Origin of the sequence: Plesiomonas sp., from assembly GCF_051652165.1 — a bacterium.
Classification (GTDB): domain Bacteria; phylum Pseudomonadota; class Gammaproteobacteria; order Enterobacterales; family CAMTGL01; genus Plesiomonas.
The window spans coordinates 1-15,174 of the sequence record NZ_JBOFTR010000008.1; the positions used below are offsets into that span (position 1 = coordinate 1).

Sequence of the window (15,174 nt, forward strand, 5' to 3'; positions counted from 1 at the left end):
AAGAATTTGCCTGGCGGCGATAGCGCGGTGGTCCCACCTGACCCCATGCCGAACTCAGCAGTGAAACGCCGTAGCGCCGATGGTAGTGTGGGGTCTCCCCATGCGAGAGTAGGGAACTGCCAGGCATCAAATAAGTAGAAAGCCCATCCGAAAGGATGGGCTTTTTGCGTTTGTGAATTTAGGTGTGTGGAATAGTCTAGTTTTATCCACATTGACGATGCTCCATTCTTGCTTAATACTATCAAATGGATTTTAGTCTTGTGTATATCGCATAAAAAAATCCCTCAGCAAGCTAAGGGATTTAATGACATGGTCTGTAATAGCGGTTTAGATTTGTAAAAAGTCTTTCATTTGATTGAGGACTTCCTCTGCGCGTTCTTTACAATCCATCTCGGCAAAAATACGTAATAGCGGCTCTGTACCTGAGAAACGGGCAATAATCCAACCACTGTTTTTGAAGTAAACCTTGGCCCCATCAGCATAGCTGACTTTATCTATCTCATATTTAAACTCAGGCAGCGCTTTATCAGTATAGATTTTGGTATATAAACGCGGCTTATCAGCAGCTTTGAATGTGCAGTCACCTTCAGCGGTATAGCAATAACCGTATTCATGGTAAATTTCACTGAGTAACTCAGAGAGTTTTTTACCACTCACACTCATCAATTCGACTAGAAGGCTTGCCGCAAAAATACCGTCTTTACCTTTGATATGTCCGCGAATCGTTAAGCCACCACTGCTCTCACCACCAATCAAAGAATCTTGTTCTTCCATTTTGGCACTGATATGTTTAAATCCGACGGGGACTTCGTAACATTGCTCACCAAAACTTGCCGCTATTTTATCCAGTAAATGGGTCGTCGCTACGTTACGTACCACAGATCCTTTCCAGCCTTTATATTTGAGCATGTAGTAATACAAGAGCGCGAGGATCTCATTAGGATGAATAAAATTGCCTTTCTCATCAATGATACCGAGTCTATCGGCATCACCATCTGTGCCGATACCGATATCATAGCCTTGCTCAACAACCATTTCGGTTAAACGACTCAATGTATGTGCGCTGGGTGATGGCAGTTTTCCACCAAAAAGAGTGTCATGTCGGTCATTGATGACGTCTAAGTCACAGCGGGCACTGATGAGAACCGTCTGTAAGCAGGTTTTAGAAACACCGTGCATAGGATCAAGCAGAACTTTTAGATGACTATTTTTGATAGCTTCCATATCAATAGCATTAATAATGGAGTCAATAAAGTCATTGGTAGGGTCAAATAATTCAATCAAGCCTTGTGCCACAGCTTCATCAAAATCAATGGTTTGAACATTATCAGCGGTTAATTGATTGGCCAGCAGTTCTACTTGCTGAGTTTCTATCTCATTTGCATCACGCCCACCAAGAGCAAATACTTTGACACCGTTATAATCGGCTGGATTATGACTTGCTGTGATACATGCACTTAACGCCGTTTTAAGTTGTTTGGCTGCAAACATGATCATTGGAGTTGGCGCATATTTTTTAACAAAATAGACTTTGATGCCATTAGCGGCGACAACTTGTGCCATCCATTTTGAGGCTTTATCGGATAAAAACCGACGATCGAAACCGACTACAAAGCCTTTATCTTGCTGGCCTTGCTCTTTAATCATATTTGCCAATGCTTGGCTAACTCGCTCAACGTTGGCTTTGGTAAATTCTTCGCCAATAAATGCACGCCAGCCACCGGTTCCAAAATGGATCATGATGGTACTCCTCTGTCCGTGAAAGTAGTAAGGGGTGATCGTATCGATCACCCCTTGAAATTATCCCATTATGACAATGACATCATGCACTGAACCTTCAACTTGTGCCGGAATTGCACCGTTGATGCTGTTGCCGTTAAGTGTGATAGATTTAATACCTTTACTGACATGCTCTGGGTTTTGCACGTGAATATTAAAGGTCGCACCTCGCCACTGGCGTTGAATACGGAATTCAGGCCAACTTGTTGGAATACATGGGTCGATAATCAGGCCATCAAAGCTTAAACGCACCCCTAAGATCCAGTTAGTGGCAGCAAAATAGGCCCAGCCAGATGATCCTGTTAACCAAGGATGATTGGCTTTACCGTGCGATGTGTGATCTTTACCCATGACAAATTGAACATAGGAGTAAGGTTCGGCAATACGCGTTTCAATCTGATCATTTTGGTTGTACGGCAGCAAAGCATCATAATATTTCATGGCTTGATCGCCGCGGCCAAGTTTAGCTTCTGCAACCCATGCCCAAGGGTTTGGATGTGAGAATATCGCGCCATTCTCTTTTACGCCCTGATAAACACGGGTGACAAAGCCAATATCATCATTAGGTGTGGCAAAAGAGGGCGCATTAAGGTGTAAACCCCACGGGGAGTAGAGATACTCATCTACGGCATCCATGGCTTTGGTGGCACGCTCAGTATTAGCAACCCCTGAAACGACCGCCCAAGTATTTGATTCTAGATGTACTTTACCTTCGATTTGCTCTTGAGTGCCGATTTTTTCACCGGTTTTGGTGATGCCGCGAATATACCATTCGCCATCCCACAAATTCTCTTCACAGGCGATTCGCACATCTTCTGCCATTTGGCTATAACGCTCTGCATCACCTTCACGGCCAAGGAATTTAGCTGCATCAATGAATGCATCAAGCGCCCAGTAATGCAGGAACGATACCATGGCACTTTCACCACCACCTAAGTTTAGGCAGTCATTCCAGTCGGCACGTAAGCCTTTACAAATACCGGTGCTGCCGACATATTTGGCTGAGAAATCAAGGATTTTAGTCAGGTGCTCATACACAGTGCCTGAGCCACCATCAGCATAATTGACTACTTCATCAAAGAATGCCGTCTCACCGGTTTCCATCACATAACGGCAAACGGTGGGAACTAACCAGAGTGCATCATCTGAACAGGTGTCTTCTAAACCGTGGATCATGTCATCGGCATTTGGGGTTGGGACAACAGTTGGTGATTTATATGCCGGTGCATTACTCTTATTAGGATCAAACCAAGCAGGATCAAATAAGTGCAGGCCGTAACCCTCTTTGACTTGGCCACGCAATAGTTCAATCAGGCGTTGTTTCGTTTTGACTGGATTGGTGTGTGGAACGGCCATCGCATCTTGTGCGGTATCACGATAACCTAATCCGGTACGTCCACCAACTTCGATAAATGAGGCAAAGCGTGACCATACAACACAGGTTTCAGCTTGATAAAGTGTCCATGTATTTAACATGGTATCAAGGCCTTCATGCGGTGTCTGACACTGGAATTTTTCGACACGTTGTGTCCAATGTTGTTTGATTTCGGCAAATGCGGCATCAACGTTGGCTAAATTGCTGTATTTTTCTTTTAATTGCTGACCGGCTTCCATATCACCGATACCGAGCATATAAACAAAGCGTACTTCTTCACCCGGTTGCAGAGTAAAGGCTTTGTGCAATGAACCACAGTGGTTACCGGTTTTCTCAAAGCTGTTCGAGCAGCATCCGCGCTCTACTGCAATAGGTTTAGACTCATCACGATATGCACCGAGGAATTTGTCACGTAGCCCATCAAAGCTGTCTGGGGTAAAGCTAGAGGCAAAGAAGTAATAACCGGTTTCTTTGCTCGGGTTATAGAACAGATCATATTCAAGCACGCCAGCATCATAACGTGTTCCTGCTGAATACAGGCTCATTTGATGGTTCTGATTATCAGAGGTGATGTGGCTAAAAGAGAACTCGACAAATGAGAATGCGCTGAGAGTTCGCGGTGTTGTACCGGTATTTTTAAGGGTGATATCCCACAATTCAACGTTGTCATTGACCGGAACAAACAGTGTTTTCTTGGCATCAATACCATTGTATTGACAAGAGAATTTTGAATAGGAAAGACCATGGCGGCACTCATATTGTGCTTGTTCTAAGTCTTTACCTACCGGTTGCCATGAAATAGACCAATAATCACCGCTCTGATCATCTCGCAGGTAAACATAGTGACCTGGGCGATCAAATGTTGCATTTGGGCGGAATTTTGTCACTCGGTGATATTCGGGTGATTTATAGAAAGAATAACCACCGGCATTGTGAGAAATTACCGTACAGAAATCGTTCACCCCTAAATAGTTAGTCCACGGCGCAGGCACATCGGGACGGGTGATGACATATTCCCTGTTGTCATTATCAAAGTAACCGTATTTCATGTAAAAACCATCCTTTAAAGTAACGTTCTCTCACACCTAAAATTGGCGGTAATTAATGCCATGTCTATCGAGCAAAGGCCGATGAGCTTGCAGTCGTTGCAAAAAATCGTGCCAGTTACGGATATGTTTTTGACTCCATGCCGCTTCAGACAGAGCCAGTAAGCGTGGATAAAGCATGTAATCGATGCGATTTTGATTATTAATTTGTTCGCACCATAATGCAGCTTGGAGGCCTAGTACATGTTCACGTAATGGCGAGTCAGAAGGAAGATCTGACAGAGGCTCATAATGATAAGCTTGTTCCAAATTTAGATTGCCGGCCCAATCTACTCCCGGTTCAGAGGGGTCTTTACTCTGTGCAAAGTCGAGATAGGTATAAGGTGCCGGTTGCATGATGACGTCATACCCCTGTGTTATACATTCAGCGCCTGCGGCTTCGCCTCGCCATGAAAAAATGATGGTTTGTTTGCTGACTTTGTTACCATCGGTGGCCTCTTCCCAGCCCATCATGCGTTTTCCATGCGCCTTAAGTTGCTGTTCGATGTAACGCAGCAGATGCCCTTGTAACTCTTTGGGAGATTGATAGTTATGTTGCTGCATCATGGCAAGACAGGCTGGGCTGTCAGTCCACACTCCCTCGGGGACTTCATCAGCACCGATATGGACATACGGCGCTGGAAATAGTGCACAGACCTCAGCAAATACAGTATCTAAAAATGTGTAGGTACTTTGTAGTGCAGGAGAGAGGATATTGTCGTTATAGTATTGAATGCTGCGATACTGTGAGTGGTCTGTTGGATCGCGTAGCAGTTCGGGCAATGCTAAAATAGCGGCTCGACAGTGTCCTGGGATATCGATTTCCGGAATAATCATGATGCCACGAGCCTGCGCATAGGCGATGACATCGCGGATTTCAGCTTGGGTATAAAAACCACCATGGCGAGTGGAAAGCTGTGTATATTGCGGGGCGATGACCTCATCTGGCCCGCGCCATGCACCGACATGGGTTAATTCTGGGTAGGCTTTAATCTCAATTCGCCAGCCCTCATCATCGGTTAAGTGCCAGTGGAAGGTATTAAATTTGTAATAAGCGAGCTGGTTAATTAGACGCTTAATGGTGCTAATAGTGTGGAAGTGGCGACCGCAATCGAGCATCATTCCGCGATATGCAAAGCGAGGCTTATCATGAATTTCAACAGAGTGGATGGGGTAAACATGCTGCTTACTGTGCGCTGGCATAGCGGGAATACACTGCAATAAGCTAGCAGTAGCATGGATAAAACCGACAACCGAGTTTGCGCTCAGTGTGATGCCTGATGCATCAATAACCAGAGTATAAGCAGCATCAGGCAGGGTAGTATCACGTAGAAAAACGATTTGCCCTTCTGTTTTTCTTGGTAAAGGCAATCCACAGCGTGCAGAGGCTTCTTCTTGTAACCACTGCATGGCGATTTCAGCGAGTGTGTCAGATTGCCCTATGGCGCTCATCTCACCCAGCATAAATGTAGACTCTCCCCATGCACAGTGCTGTGGCACGGGAATAATGCCCTGTTTAGCACTGACTGTTGGCAGAGAGTCAGCTAATGGCGCTTCAGCGAGTGCCAGATCAAATGTGCCAATGTGGATGGGATAACGTATTTTCGTGGTAGCGTTATCATCTCTCTTGTTATCTATTTTGGTCAGTTCCAGGTAGGCATCACCAAAACCATCACTGCTGTAGTGAAGAGGCGCTGTACCCAATTCAAATTCAAAGCTAAATGTTCCACCGGCAGCAAGGGAGGGATTACCGTTGGGAGTAAAGCGACAAAAACTACCTATTTGCTCGATCTTTCCAGACTGCACGGTAGCAGGGTTGATTAAACGGCAAATAGAAAAGCAACAGATCCAATCTGTTATGGGATGTTCTGAGTGATTGAGAATAGTGGCCCTAAACCCACAATAGGGTGGGTTTACGTGAACAGTAGCAAGCTCAAGTTGTAAATTCATGATAAATACCGTCTTAGTTCGACATAACTGCCGATTGCGCTAAATGTTGCTGTGCATACAGAATTGCGCCATCAATGGCATCTTGTTTTGGTGTCTGTAAGCGTGCCTGATAGCTTGATTGCAACCACGGTTGAATGTATTTACCGATGCTGCCCATCAGTGCCACGTTGTCGGCCCCTTTTTTGTGCAGAGCATCGAGTAACATTTCAATATCACGGGCTGTACTGTTAAGTAGCTGATGGGCCAGATAATCACCTTGTGCGGCAAACTGGAAAATCATTGGTGAGAATGCGGCATAGTCACGTGGCCTAGCCGTTTTTGACCAGCTGACGATGCTGTCAATGTCGAGATCAAACTGGCTAAAAATGGCTTCGGCAAGTGTTGAAGCGGCGGTAATTCCCTCAATAGAAAGCAGAGCTTGTTGGATACAGGCTAAACCAAGACGTGCACCACTTCCCTGATCAGAGATGGGGAACTCATGTCCACCGAGAGTGGTTATTTGGTGGTGTTGATAAATCAAGCCACAAGAGCCGGTTCCGGCAATCAGCACTGCACCATCATTGCCACCCCAAGCACCTAAACAGGCCGCCAGAGCATCGGTAATCAGCACTTGGCGTGCGTATGAAGTTGGCAGGCGATTGAAGGTATCTTGTGCTGATTTGTGTTCCGCACCTGCTAGCGCAAAGCAAACATGCATACGTTGGTAGTCACGCACGGAGAGCCCAGCTTGCTGGGTGGCATCGCCAATGGCGTGCTGAACAGATTGCATTGCAATTTCAGCACCCAGAAGAATATTGGCGCTGCCTGCATGGCCTTCGCCCAATGTATTTCCCTGCTGATCACGGATCCGTGCACGGCAACTGGTACCGCCACCATCTACGCCGACAAACAAAATATCAGACATGCGAAGACTCCTTAAACATTACGGTGATAGCAAAGAGATACCAGCTTGCATGGGGGATCCACTGTTCGCCCCAGCGCCAGTTTTGCATGATATCGTCAGCATAAGCGGCAGGTTTAAAATCGAGATCCGCTTCATCCTCAAACCCTGCAGTGATCCCATTGCAGACGCCCCCTTTGGCACTTGGGTAGGCATCAAGATAGGTTGGGTTGTTGTGGCCAGCCCCCTCTAACATGCAGATATCAAAAGGGTTTAATCCTAAAATCCAATCTAATGCATGGGTCGCATAGTGTTTAATTGCATGCGTCAGTTGTGGGTTGCTCTCAGTATTGAGATAAGGGCGGGCGAGCATAGCCATACAACTTAGTGAGCCTAAACGGGCATTTTCGCCCTGCCACCAATAACCACTTTCATTATCGTGCGGGATAAAAAAGCTGCTGCGTTTGGCGCTCTGAACCCCTTTTACATATTGGCGCGGGTAACCAAATGGGTTAAAAATTTGCTGTGTTAATGCCAGTTCGCTCTGTATTGCCTGTTCGATGACCTGTTGTAACTGAACGGTTTGAGCTGGCAATGCGCTGTGCTGTAAATGGTAAGTGAGAGCAATAACTGGCAGACCGGCATCAGAGGCGTGATAAAACGGCCGCTCACCGTGCTCATCAGAAGACCAAAAGTGAGATTGAAGGTGATCGCTTTTTTGTCGGGTAGACAAACGCTCGGCCCAGTAATGGCACTCTTGCTGTATGCGTTGATCACGTGTTGCTCGGTAGAGTGCGGTGGCTGCCAGCAGTGCACAATACTCATCAATGATGTTCTCTTGCCCATCATCAAGATAGTGGGTGTTGTATTCACGTAGATGCCAGTATCCGCTCAATGCTGTGCGTAGATAAGTACCCTGATCATACTCTCCGTGTCGTGTCTGCCGTGCGGCTTCCGCCAGTGCAGCAATTGCTACTCCACCACCTTGGCGGAAACCGGCTTGCCACTGATCTGATTTATGCCCACTTTGTGTTGCATAACTGCAGATGTGGCGCTGTTCCGGCTGCTTACTCCAGCGATCAAACACTGTCATGTAGAAGTAACCTTCAGGCGCTTGCATTCTGACTAGAAAGTCAGCGCCATACAGGGCTTCATCAAGCATGCGGTGATACAGGTTTTGAATTTTTAAGCGGGTATCATCGGCCAGAATTTCTGCGGCACGAAACATATTCCATGCAACCAGAGGGATCTGCTGTGGATTCATGTGGTTAGCAAAAGATAGGTGACTGAGATACTTACTCACATCACCAGAGGCATCATACCAACCGCCATGCAGATCAACCGGAGCTTTCTCTGGATGATCAAAGAAAATAGCCTGTTGATCTTGCTGATCATAGCGACCACTGCAACGCTGGGATTTAAAATAGTTCAGCACATCAGACAGAGTGTTTTGTAGATAAAGGCCTTCACCAATCTCAAAAGTGTGTGATCTGAACGTTCCCAGTGACAGGTAAAAATGCCCATTATATTGGTAATCAGAAAAATTGAGGGTATAGAAATAGCGATCTTTCCACCCCTGAACTGAGCCTTGCTGTTCAATGGCGACCTGACATACCACAACATTGTCTTCAGCTCGGTGAAGACAGGCTTGCTGGCCGCGCAGACCAGACGGTGCTTGTAGCACCGCCTGTTTTGCGCCGTGCCGCTCGTAGCCGAGATGGTTTACTAGCAGCATGGACATCCCTTATGCGAAAAGGTGGCAACGAACAAAGTGGTTACTGCCAAGCTGAGTAATCCCCGGCAATGCATCGGTGCATTTTGCAGTTGCATGGGTACAACGTGCAGCAAATGGGCAGCCGATACTGTCAGGTGTCCAGAGCGGTATTTCACCTTTCTCACCTTCGAGTTGGGCATGAATACTCTTGCTTGGATCGGGAACCGCAGAGATGAGTAACCGAGTATAGGGGTGCTGAGGGTGATGGATCACCTCTTCGGTATCACCCCATTCAACCATATGACCAACATACATAACGGCAATATCTTCTGCCAAATAGCGGGCAGTAGCGATATCGTGGGTGATGTACATCATGGCCATCTGATTTTCATGCTTCATCTCTTCGAGCAGGTTTAAAACACCGGCACGGATAGAAACATCAAGCATCGACGTTGGCTCATCAGCCAAGATGACATCCGCTTCCACAGCCAAATTACGGGCGATATTCACCCGCTGACGCTGGCCACCGGAAAGCTGGTGGGGGTATTTCTCGGCGGTCGCTTTTGCTGGCACTAACCCAACTTGTTCAAGTAGTTGGTATACACGTTCACGGCACTCTTTCTCGCCATGTACTTTTTTATGCAACAGCAGAGGGCGGGCTATATGGTGATAAATATTATGTGTCGGATTAAGCGATCCAAATGGATCTTGCCATACCATTTGAATGCCTGCGCGGTACTCAAGCATTTCAGAGCGTGATTTAATCTCTTTAATATCACGCCCTTTATAGGTAATTTTACCGGCTGTTTGGGTATACATTTTTGAGATAATACGGGCGGTTGTACTTTTGCCTGACCCCGATTCACCTACTACGGCCAGTGCACGGCCACGGTATAATTTAAATGATACATCATTGAGCGCACGCATCATCGGTTTTGCTAAGGCGTGGCTATTAATCGGGAAATCTTTGACGATCCCTTTTCCTTCAATAATGGGTAGATCAACAATATTGGTCATGGCTTAACTCCTTATCCGATAACCAGCTTCTGTTCTGCCTGCTGGGTAAACAGATGGCAGTTAGTAAAGCGTTGTGATTCAACTTCATGCAGTTTGGTATACTCAGTAAAACACTGTGAAGTTGCTTTCGGGCAACGAGCTTGGAAGCGACAGCCTACCGGGATCTCCAGCATATTGAGTGGATTCCCAGGGATTCCCGCTAACTTGGTTTTGGGGCCAAACATCGGTGGGAACGAGCTGGCCAGCCCTTCGGTATAAGGGTGATATGGTGAAGTCAAAATATCTTTTGAAGGAGCAACTTCTGCTAATTCACCAGCATACATAATGCCGATACGGTCAGTAAATTCGACCATTAAGCTCAGGTCATGGGTGATGAATAAAATAGAAAAACCAAACTCTTCTTTTAGCGCATAGATTTTTTGTAGGATCTCGCGCTGTACAACCACATCGAGTGCGGTGGTGGGTTCATCCATAATGATCAGTTTAGGGTTGAGTGCCAGCGCGATGGCAATAACCAAACGCTGACGCATCCCCCCTGAAAACTGGTGTGGATAGTCATTGAGGCGACTTGGATGAATATCCACAATTTCCAGTAGACCTTCAGCACGGCGTACAGCTTGCTGACGGGTCATGTTGGTATGCGCCATCAGCACATCACAAAATTGCTCTTCGAGTGTCAGTACCGGATTGAGCGCATTCATGGCACTTTGGAAGACCATGCTGATATTGCTCCAGCGAAATTTAGCCATTTCATTTTCGCTGAATGTCAGAATATCGCGGCCATCAAACAGGATCTGGCCACCGGTGATGAATGCAGGTGGCTTATGCAGGCGCATAGCAGAGAAGGCAACGGTACTTTTACCGCAACCAGACTCTCCGGCCAGACCAAAAATCTCACCTTTTTTGATGTCGAAACTGACGTTATTCACGGCACGGATATCACCAGCATCAGTGATGTAGTCGACACAGAGGTTACGGACCTCTAACTGAATATCCTGACTCATGCGGTTCCCTCCGGCTGTTGTTTTTTGTTCGTCATTGATTTCCAGCGCTGCATACCTTTGTGTGAACGCAGTTGTGGGTTGGCAATCTCATCGACAGCAAAGTTCAGCAGAGCAAGGCCGACAACCAAAATCATCAGTGCTACACAAGGTGCGATAACTTCCCACCATGCCCCCACCAAAATAGAGGATGAGGTTTGTACGTTGTAGAGCATGATGCCCCAGCTCACGACGTTGGGATCGCCTAAGCCCAGATACTCAAGTGTTGCTTCAGTCATGATGGCGTACATCACCGAGCCGATAAATGAAGCACCAATGATTGACATCAGGTTTGGCAGGATCTCGACTAAAATGATCCGCCAAGCAGGTTCACCCAGCAGTTCGGCTGCTTTAACAAACTCTTTTTCCCGCAATGACATCGTTTGCGCTCTGACAACCCTTGCTCCCCACGCCCATGACGTGAGGCCGATAATGAGCGTGATGACTAAGGGGCTCGCTTGACCAATAAATGCCGCCAGTACAAACAGTAGCGGGAGTTGTGGGATAACCAACATGACATTCATGAAAAAGGTTAGAACTTCATCAATTTTGCCACCAAAGTAACCGGCAGTGACGCCCATCGCGACCGCTAAAGTACAGACAATAATGCCAGCACCAAAACCAACAGCCAGTGAGATACGCCCGCCATGGATCACTTGACTCATCACATCACGGCCCATACGGGTTGTCCCCATGACATGCTCTGCACTTGGTGCCTCATGTGGGCGGCCAACTCGTTTATCAGGCACATGGGTGGTGACCATTGAGGCTGACAGTGCCAGTAAAATAAAGGCAACAATAATGCCTGAACCCACTAACGCCTTAGGGTTCCCGAGCAGAATTTTGACAAAACTAGGCATACGCATGATTATTTCCCTCCCTTGCGTAGACGTGGGTCTAGAACGACATACAGCAAGTCAGCAATGAAGTTGAACGTCAGCATAAAGACACACATCAACAGAAGCTGACCTTGAATCACCTGATAATCACGCGCCAGAATTGCTTTATAAAGTACGGTACCAAGACCTGGGTAGTTAAAGACGATTTCGATAATTAACTGACCACCAATTGCGGTACCTAATGCCATCGAGAGTGCGGTAACAGTTGGCAAAATAGCGTTACGCGCAGCATAGTTGAAGACCACTCGGTTTTGGCTCAAGCCTTTGGCTTTTGCCATGGTGATAAAGTCTTCATTTAGTAGGTTAATCATGTTGTTACGCATGGTGATCAAAAAACCACCAACTTGAATCAGCGCAGCACAACCGACTGGCATGATGGCGTGGTACAGCACATCACTGATAAATTCCCAGCTAAACGCAGGCTCTGTACCGGGGGTGAATGCATAACTGGTAGGGAACCATTGCAGACCGACACCAAAGGTAAATAGTGCCAGCAGAGCGACGACTACCGGAGGAACGGCTTGAAATACCATCATCAGTGGAGAGGCGATGGAGTCGTAGCGGCTTCCACGGAACCATGCTGCAAAAATACCCATCACTGAGCCAATGGCAAAGGCAACGATAATGGCGGTACCGGCAAGAAACAGTGACCAACCAAAGGCTGAGGATAAAACATCGTTGACAGTTGCAGGGAAGAACTGGGTGGAGATTCCTAATTGACCACTGAAAATACTCTTGATGTAGGTTAAGTATTGTTGCCACATTGGGGCATCAACAAAACCAAACATTTTTTTCAATGCTTCAATTTTTTCAGGGGTTACTTGTGCTGTTGCCGAAGCAAACATCATGGTAACAGGATCACCGGGCATCGCCCGCGGCAATGCAAAATTAATCGTCGCGGCAACCATAAATGCGACGAGATAAAAAGATAAACGTCTAATAAAAAAGCCCATAACTCACACCTTTCCTTAAGAATTTGTGTCCTTGGATTCCTTGTCTGGTATCGCTTTTTATAGTTATTAGGGTAAAGAAAACCCCCTGGCTCCGTTTGGTCAGTATGCTTGGCGGATATACAGGGGGTTGAAGATTAATGGAGGCCTGAGCCAACCCCAGGCCTCAGGTCTGTTAAGACTGTTTTGGTGTTAAAGACAGAACTTGCAGTAAACGCTCTGGGTAACCTGCCCAAATTTGTGGACGAGAAACCGGATTCTTCTCATTAAACCAGCCGTCGAAACGCTTGGTGTTGTACTGGAAGAATTCCACGCCACTGTATACAGGAACGGTGATCTGTTGAGACGCAACGCGCTCTTGGATCTGGTTCATGATTTCGTGCTGCTCTTTTTTGTCTGCTGTTTTGTTGAAAGAGTCCAGTAGTTTGTCTAGCTGGGCATCTTTGTAGTGGTGCATGGCAAAACGGCCGAATTGCTCGCCACCTTGATACTTAGAGTTAAACGCAGTATCAAAGTATTTGAACGGTGTTGGGCCGTGGAAGTAGTTGGTGAAGGCGGCATCGTAGTCACCTTTTGCCATTTTGGTGTTCAGTACGGCAAATTCAGGTGTTGCAGATTTCGCTTTGATACCGACATCCGCTAGCTGTTCAACACCCAGCTGTACGACGTTGTTAAAGTCAGTCCAACCGTTCGGGCTGATAATTGTCAGCTCCAGTTTCTTACCGGTTGGTGTTTCAACAAAGCCATCACCGTTGGTGTCTTTAAAGCCTGCTTTTGCCAACAACTCTTTCGCGCCCTTCACATCATGCGTCATGAATGGCTTGTATTTGTTGTGTGTGCCTTCGCTTGCCCAGTTTTTGAATGCTGCGCCAATACCAGATGCATAGTCGTTCACAACACCGTTACCGTATGCTGCGATATCAATGATAGCTTGGCGATCAAGGGCCATTGAGAATGCACGACGGAAATCAACGTTGTTAACGGCTTCATTGGTGGCTGCATTTGGGCTCTTGAAGTTCAACAAGAATGCAGTAGAGCCTGCTGGGGTATACCAGTATTTATGCGTTGGTGATGCTGCAGCATATGTACGGTCAATATCAGGAATGAACGAAGAGGTCCAGTCCAGCTCGCTGTTGACGATTTTAGCTAACAGTTGATCGTTGTTTGCGATTTGCGGCATACGCAGACAGTCAACTTTGACTTTGTCTTTTTCCCAGTAATTTGGGTTTTCACACTGTACGTATAGTTGTGGTGTGAAGGTATCGATTTGGGTATACGGGCCGCTACCTACTGGATTTTCATTCGTGAAGGTAACTGGGTCTTTCACTTTTTCCCATACGTGTTTTGCAACAACAGGGACTTTAACGATTTCATTAGCAACCGCAGTGTTGACTTCGACCAAATCAAATTTAACTTGGTTAGCACCTACTTTCTCGGCTTTAGAAATCCATTTGTAAATACCGACGGTATCTAGCTCTGGGTATTTTTTCACCATGTCGAATGAGAAAACAACGTCATCGGCGCTGAAAGGTTGACCATCAGACCACTTAACACCATCACGGATGTCAAAGGTGACGCTCTTCAGATCTGGTGACATAGTGAAGCCTGTTGCCAAACGGAAAACAGGTTCGTTACCCTTCATTTCGTTAAATACAACCAATGGCTCGTAAATAAAGTCAGTGGTAGTACGCAGAGCTGTATTCAGGTACGGGTTGAAGTTTCTAACAAATGCAGTGAAGAAGTCTGGGACAATGGTGACCATTGATTTTTCTGCCGCAACAGTTGCAGTTGCAGAGAGGCCAGAGGTTACCGCTGCTAACAGTGCTACCGCAATTTTTGTCTTCCTAAGCATAGCTGTTCCTTACTATTTGCTTATTAGTTTTGATGCAGTGGTAAGTACAGAAGTTATCAAAAAAGTGAAACTAAACTGTCTTACTTGCTGTAGGCCATCGTTATACATCTCCTATTTCTCTCCCCGTAATAATGATGGCATTTCCTGCTTCAGCAACCTTAGGAAACGCTTCTTTGCTGAATGCGTCAATCTACGGTTTCGTTAATATCGTAAAACTTGGTGGTTTTTACGTTAAAAACGGCAAAAATATTATTATGCCTGAATAGCCCCTACATGGGTGTGTGATTTTAATTCCGAAATTATTACTGAAAAATGTAATTATTAATCCATTTTTGTTTTGTTAACATATTGATTTGGTGGATTTTATTTTATTTTTTATCGTAAATTAATGTAACGTAGAGTATTGATTGTTTTTTTGTGAGTGTAAAAAAGTATTCACGTGAAATCGTGTGATTAGTATCTCAATCCCATCATCTAATTATATTGAGTATATTTTATCGGTAATGATTACTGATCTACTGCTCTCTTTATTGAGGTATATATGGGAAATTTTGTGCTGTTTTCAAGGTGATAATTTGGTTAGCTTAGTATGGTGTAATCAAGACACAGAGTATGGGAAAGTCAGTAGGCTAG

Annotated in this window: 10 protein-coding genes and 1 rRNA gene; 1 reads left to right on the forward strand and 10 read right to left on the reverse strand. The window is 46.0% G+C overall.

Annotation, left to right across the window (positions count from 1 at the left end; translation table 11 throughout):
* Nucleotides 1-9: 9 nt before the first annotated feature.
* A 5S ribosomal RNA gene (rrf, locus tag ACRC53_RS06645) occupies nucleotides 10-125 on the forward strand.
* A 202-nt stretch (nucleotides 126-327) separates the two neighbouring features.
* Here the strand turns inward: rrf and ACRC53_RS06650 are convergent.
* From ACRC53_RS06650 to ACRC53_RS06695, 10 genes are all read right to left on the reverse strand, one after another.
* Nucleotides 328-1,740: a phosphoglucomutase/phosphomannomutase family protein gene (locus ACRC53_RS06650; protein ID WP_438642722.1), complete on the reverse strand. Its 1,413-nt coding sequence runs from the start codon at nucleotides 1,738-1,740 to the stop codon at nucleotides 328-330.
* A 60-nt stretch (nucleotides 1,741-1,800) separates the two neighbouring features.
* A complete protein-coding gene (locus ACRC53_RS06655) occupies nucleotides 1,801-4,203 on the reverse strand; it encodes a GH36-type glycosyl hydrolase domain-containing protein (RefSeq protein ID WP_438642723.1) in 2,403 nt (800 codons plus the stop codon).
* A gap of 36 nt (nucleotides 4,204-4,239) precedes the next feature.
* Nucleotides 4,240-6,189, reverse strand: a complete 1,950-nt coding sequence (locus ACRC53_RS06660; RefSeq protein ID WP_438642724.1) for a beta-N-acetylhexosaminidase — start codon at nucleotides 6,187-6,189, stop codon at nucleotides 4,240-4,242.
* Nucleotides 6,190-6,202: 13 nt separating this feature from the next.
* Nucleotides 6,203-7,093 carry a BadF/BadG/BcrA/BcrD ATPase family protein gene (locus tag ACRC53_RS06665; RefSeq protein WP_438622438.1) on the reverse strand — a complete coding sequence of 297 codons (891 nt, stop codon included), beginning with the start codon at nucleotides 7,091-7,093 and terminating at the stop codon, nucleotides 6,203-6,205.
* A complete protein-coding gene (locus ACRC53_RS06670; RefSeq protein WP_438642725.1) occupies nucleotides 7,086-8,804 on the reverse strand; it encodes a glycoside hydrolase family 9 protein in 1,719 nt (572 codons plus the stop codon). The genes ACRC53_RS06665 and ACRC53_RS06670 overlap by 8 nt, the downstream gene beginning before the upstream one ends.
* 9 nt (nucleotides 8,805-8,813) lie before the next feature.
* Nucleotides 8,814-9,800, reverse strand: a complete 987-nt coding sequence (locus ACRC53_RS06675) for an ABC transporter ATP-binding protein (protein ID WP_438642726.1) — start codon at nucleotides 9,798-9,800, stop codon at nucleotides 8,814-8,816.
* A gap of 11 nt (nucleotides 9,801-9,811) precedes the next feature.
* Complete coding sequence (locus ACRC53_RS06680) at nucleotides 9,812-10,804, reverse strand: ABC transporter ATP-binding protein (protein WP_438642727.1); 993 nt, start codon at nucleotides 10,802-10,804, stop codon at nucleotides 9,812-9,814.
* Nucleotides 10,801-11,706 carry an ABC transporter permease gene (locus tag ACRC53_RS06685; protein ID WP_438642728.1) on the reverse strand — a complete coding sequence of 302 codons (906 nt, stop codon included), beginning with the start codon at nucleotides 11,704-11,706 and terminating at the stop codon, nucleotides 10,801-10,803. The genes ACRC53_RS06680 and ACRC53_RS06685 overlap by 4 nt, the downstream gene beginning before the upstream one ends.
* A 2-nt stretch (nucleotides 11,707-11,708) precedes the next feature.
* Nucleotides 11,709-12,692, reverse strand: a complete 984-nt coding sequence (locus ACRC53_RS06690) for an ABC transporter permease (protein ID WP_438642729.1) — start codon at nucleotides 12,690-12,692, stop codon at nucleotides 11,709-11,711.
* Nucleotides 12,693-12,864: 172 nt separating this feature from the next.
* Nucleotides 12,865-14,541: an ABC transporter substrate-binding protein gene (locus tag ACRC53_RS06695; protein ID WP_438642730.1), complete on the reverse strand. Its 1,677-nt coding sequence runs from the start codon at nucleotides 14,539-14,541 to the stop codon at nucleotides 12,865-12,867.
* Between the last annotated feature and the right edge of the window lie 633 nt (nucleotides 14,542-15,174).

What these genes read in the sequence shown, in the direction of transcription:
- ACRC53_RS06650 (WP_438642722.1), bottom strand. Translation starts at nt 1,740, where the DNA reads ATGATCCATTTTGGAACCGGTGGCTGGCGTGCATTTATTGGCGAAGAA.
- ACRC53_RS06655 (WP_438642723.1), bottom strand. Translation starts at nt 4,203, where the DNA reads ATGAAATACGGTTACTTTGATAATGACAACAGGGAATATGTCATCACC.
- ACRC53_RS06660 (WP_438642724.1), bottom strand. Translation starts at nt 6,189, where the DNA reads ATGAATTTACAACTTGAGCTTGCTACTGTTCACGTAAACCCACCCTAT.
- ACRC53_RS06665 (WP_438622438.1), bottom strand. Translation starts at nt 7,093, where the DNA reads ATGTCTGATATTTTGTTTGTCGGCGTAGATGGTGGCGGTACCAGTTGC.
- ACRC53_RS06670 (WP_438642725.1), bottom strand. Translation starts at nt 8,804, where the DNA reads ATGCTGCTAGTAAACCATCTCGGCTACGAGCGGCACGGCGCAAAACAG.
- ACRC53_RS06675 (WP_438642726.1), bottom strand. Translation starts at nt 9,800, where the DNA reads ATGACCAATATTGTTGATCTACCCATTATTGAAGGAAAAGGGATCGTC.
- ACRC53_RS06680 (WP_438642727.1), bottom strand. Translation starts at nt 10,804, where the DNA reads ATGAGTCAGGATATTCAGTTAGAGGTCCGTAACCTCTGTGTCGACTAC.
- ACRC53_RS06685 (WP_438642728.1), bottom strand. Translation starts at nt 11,706, where the DNA reads ATGCGTATGCCTAGTTTTGTCAAAATTCTGCTCGGGAACCCTAAGGCG.
- ACRC53_RS06690 (WP_438642729.1), bottom strand. Translation starts at nt 12,692, where the DNA reads ATGGGCTTTTTTATTAGACGTTTATCTTTTTATCTCGTCGCATTTATG.
- ACRC53_RS06695 (WP_438642730.1), bottom strand. Translation starts at nt 14,541, where the DNA reads ATGCTTAGGAAGACAAAAATTGCGGTAGCACTGTTAGCAGCGGTAACC.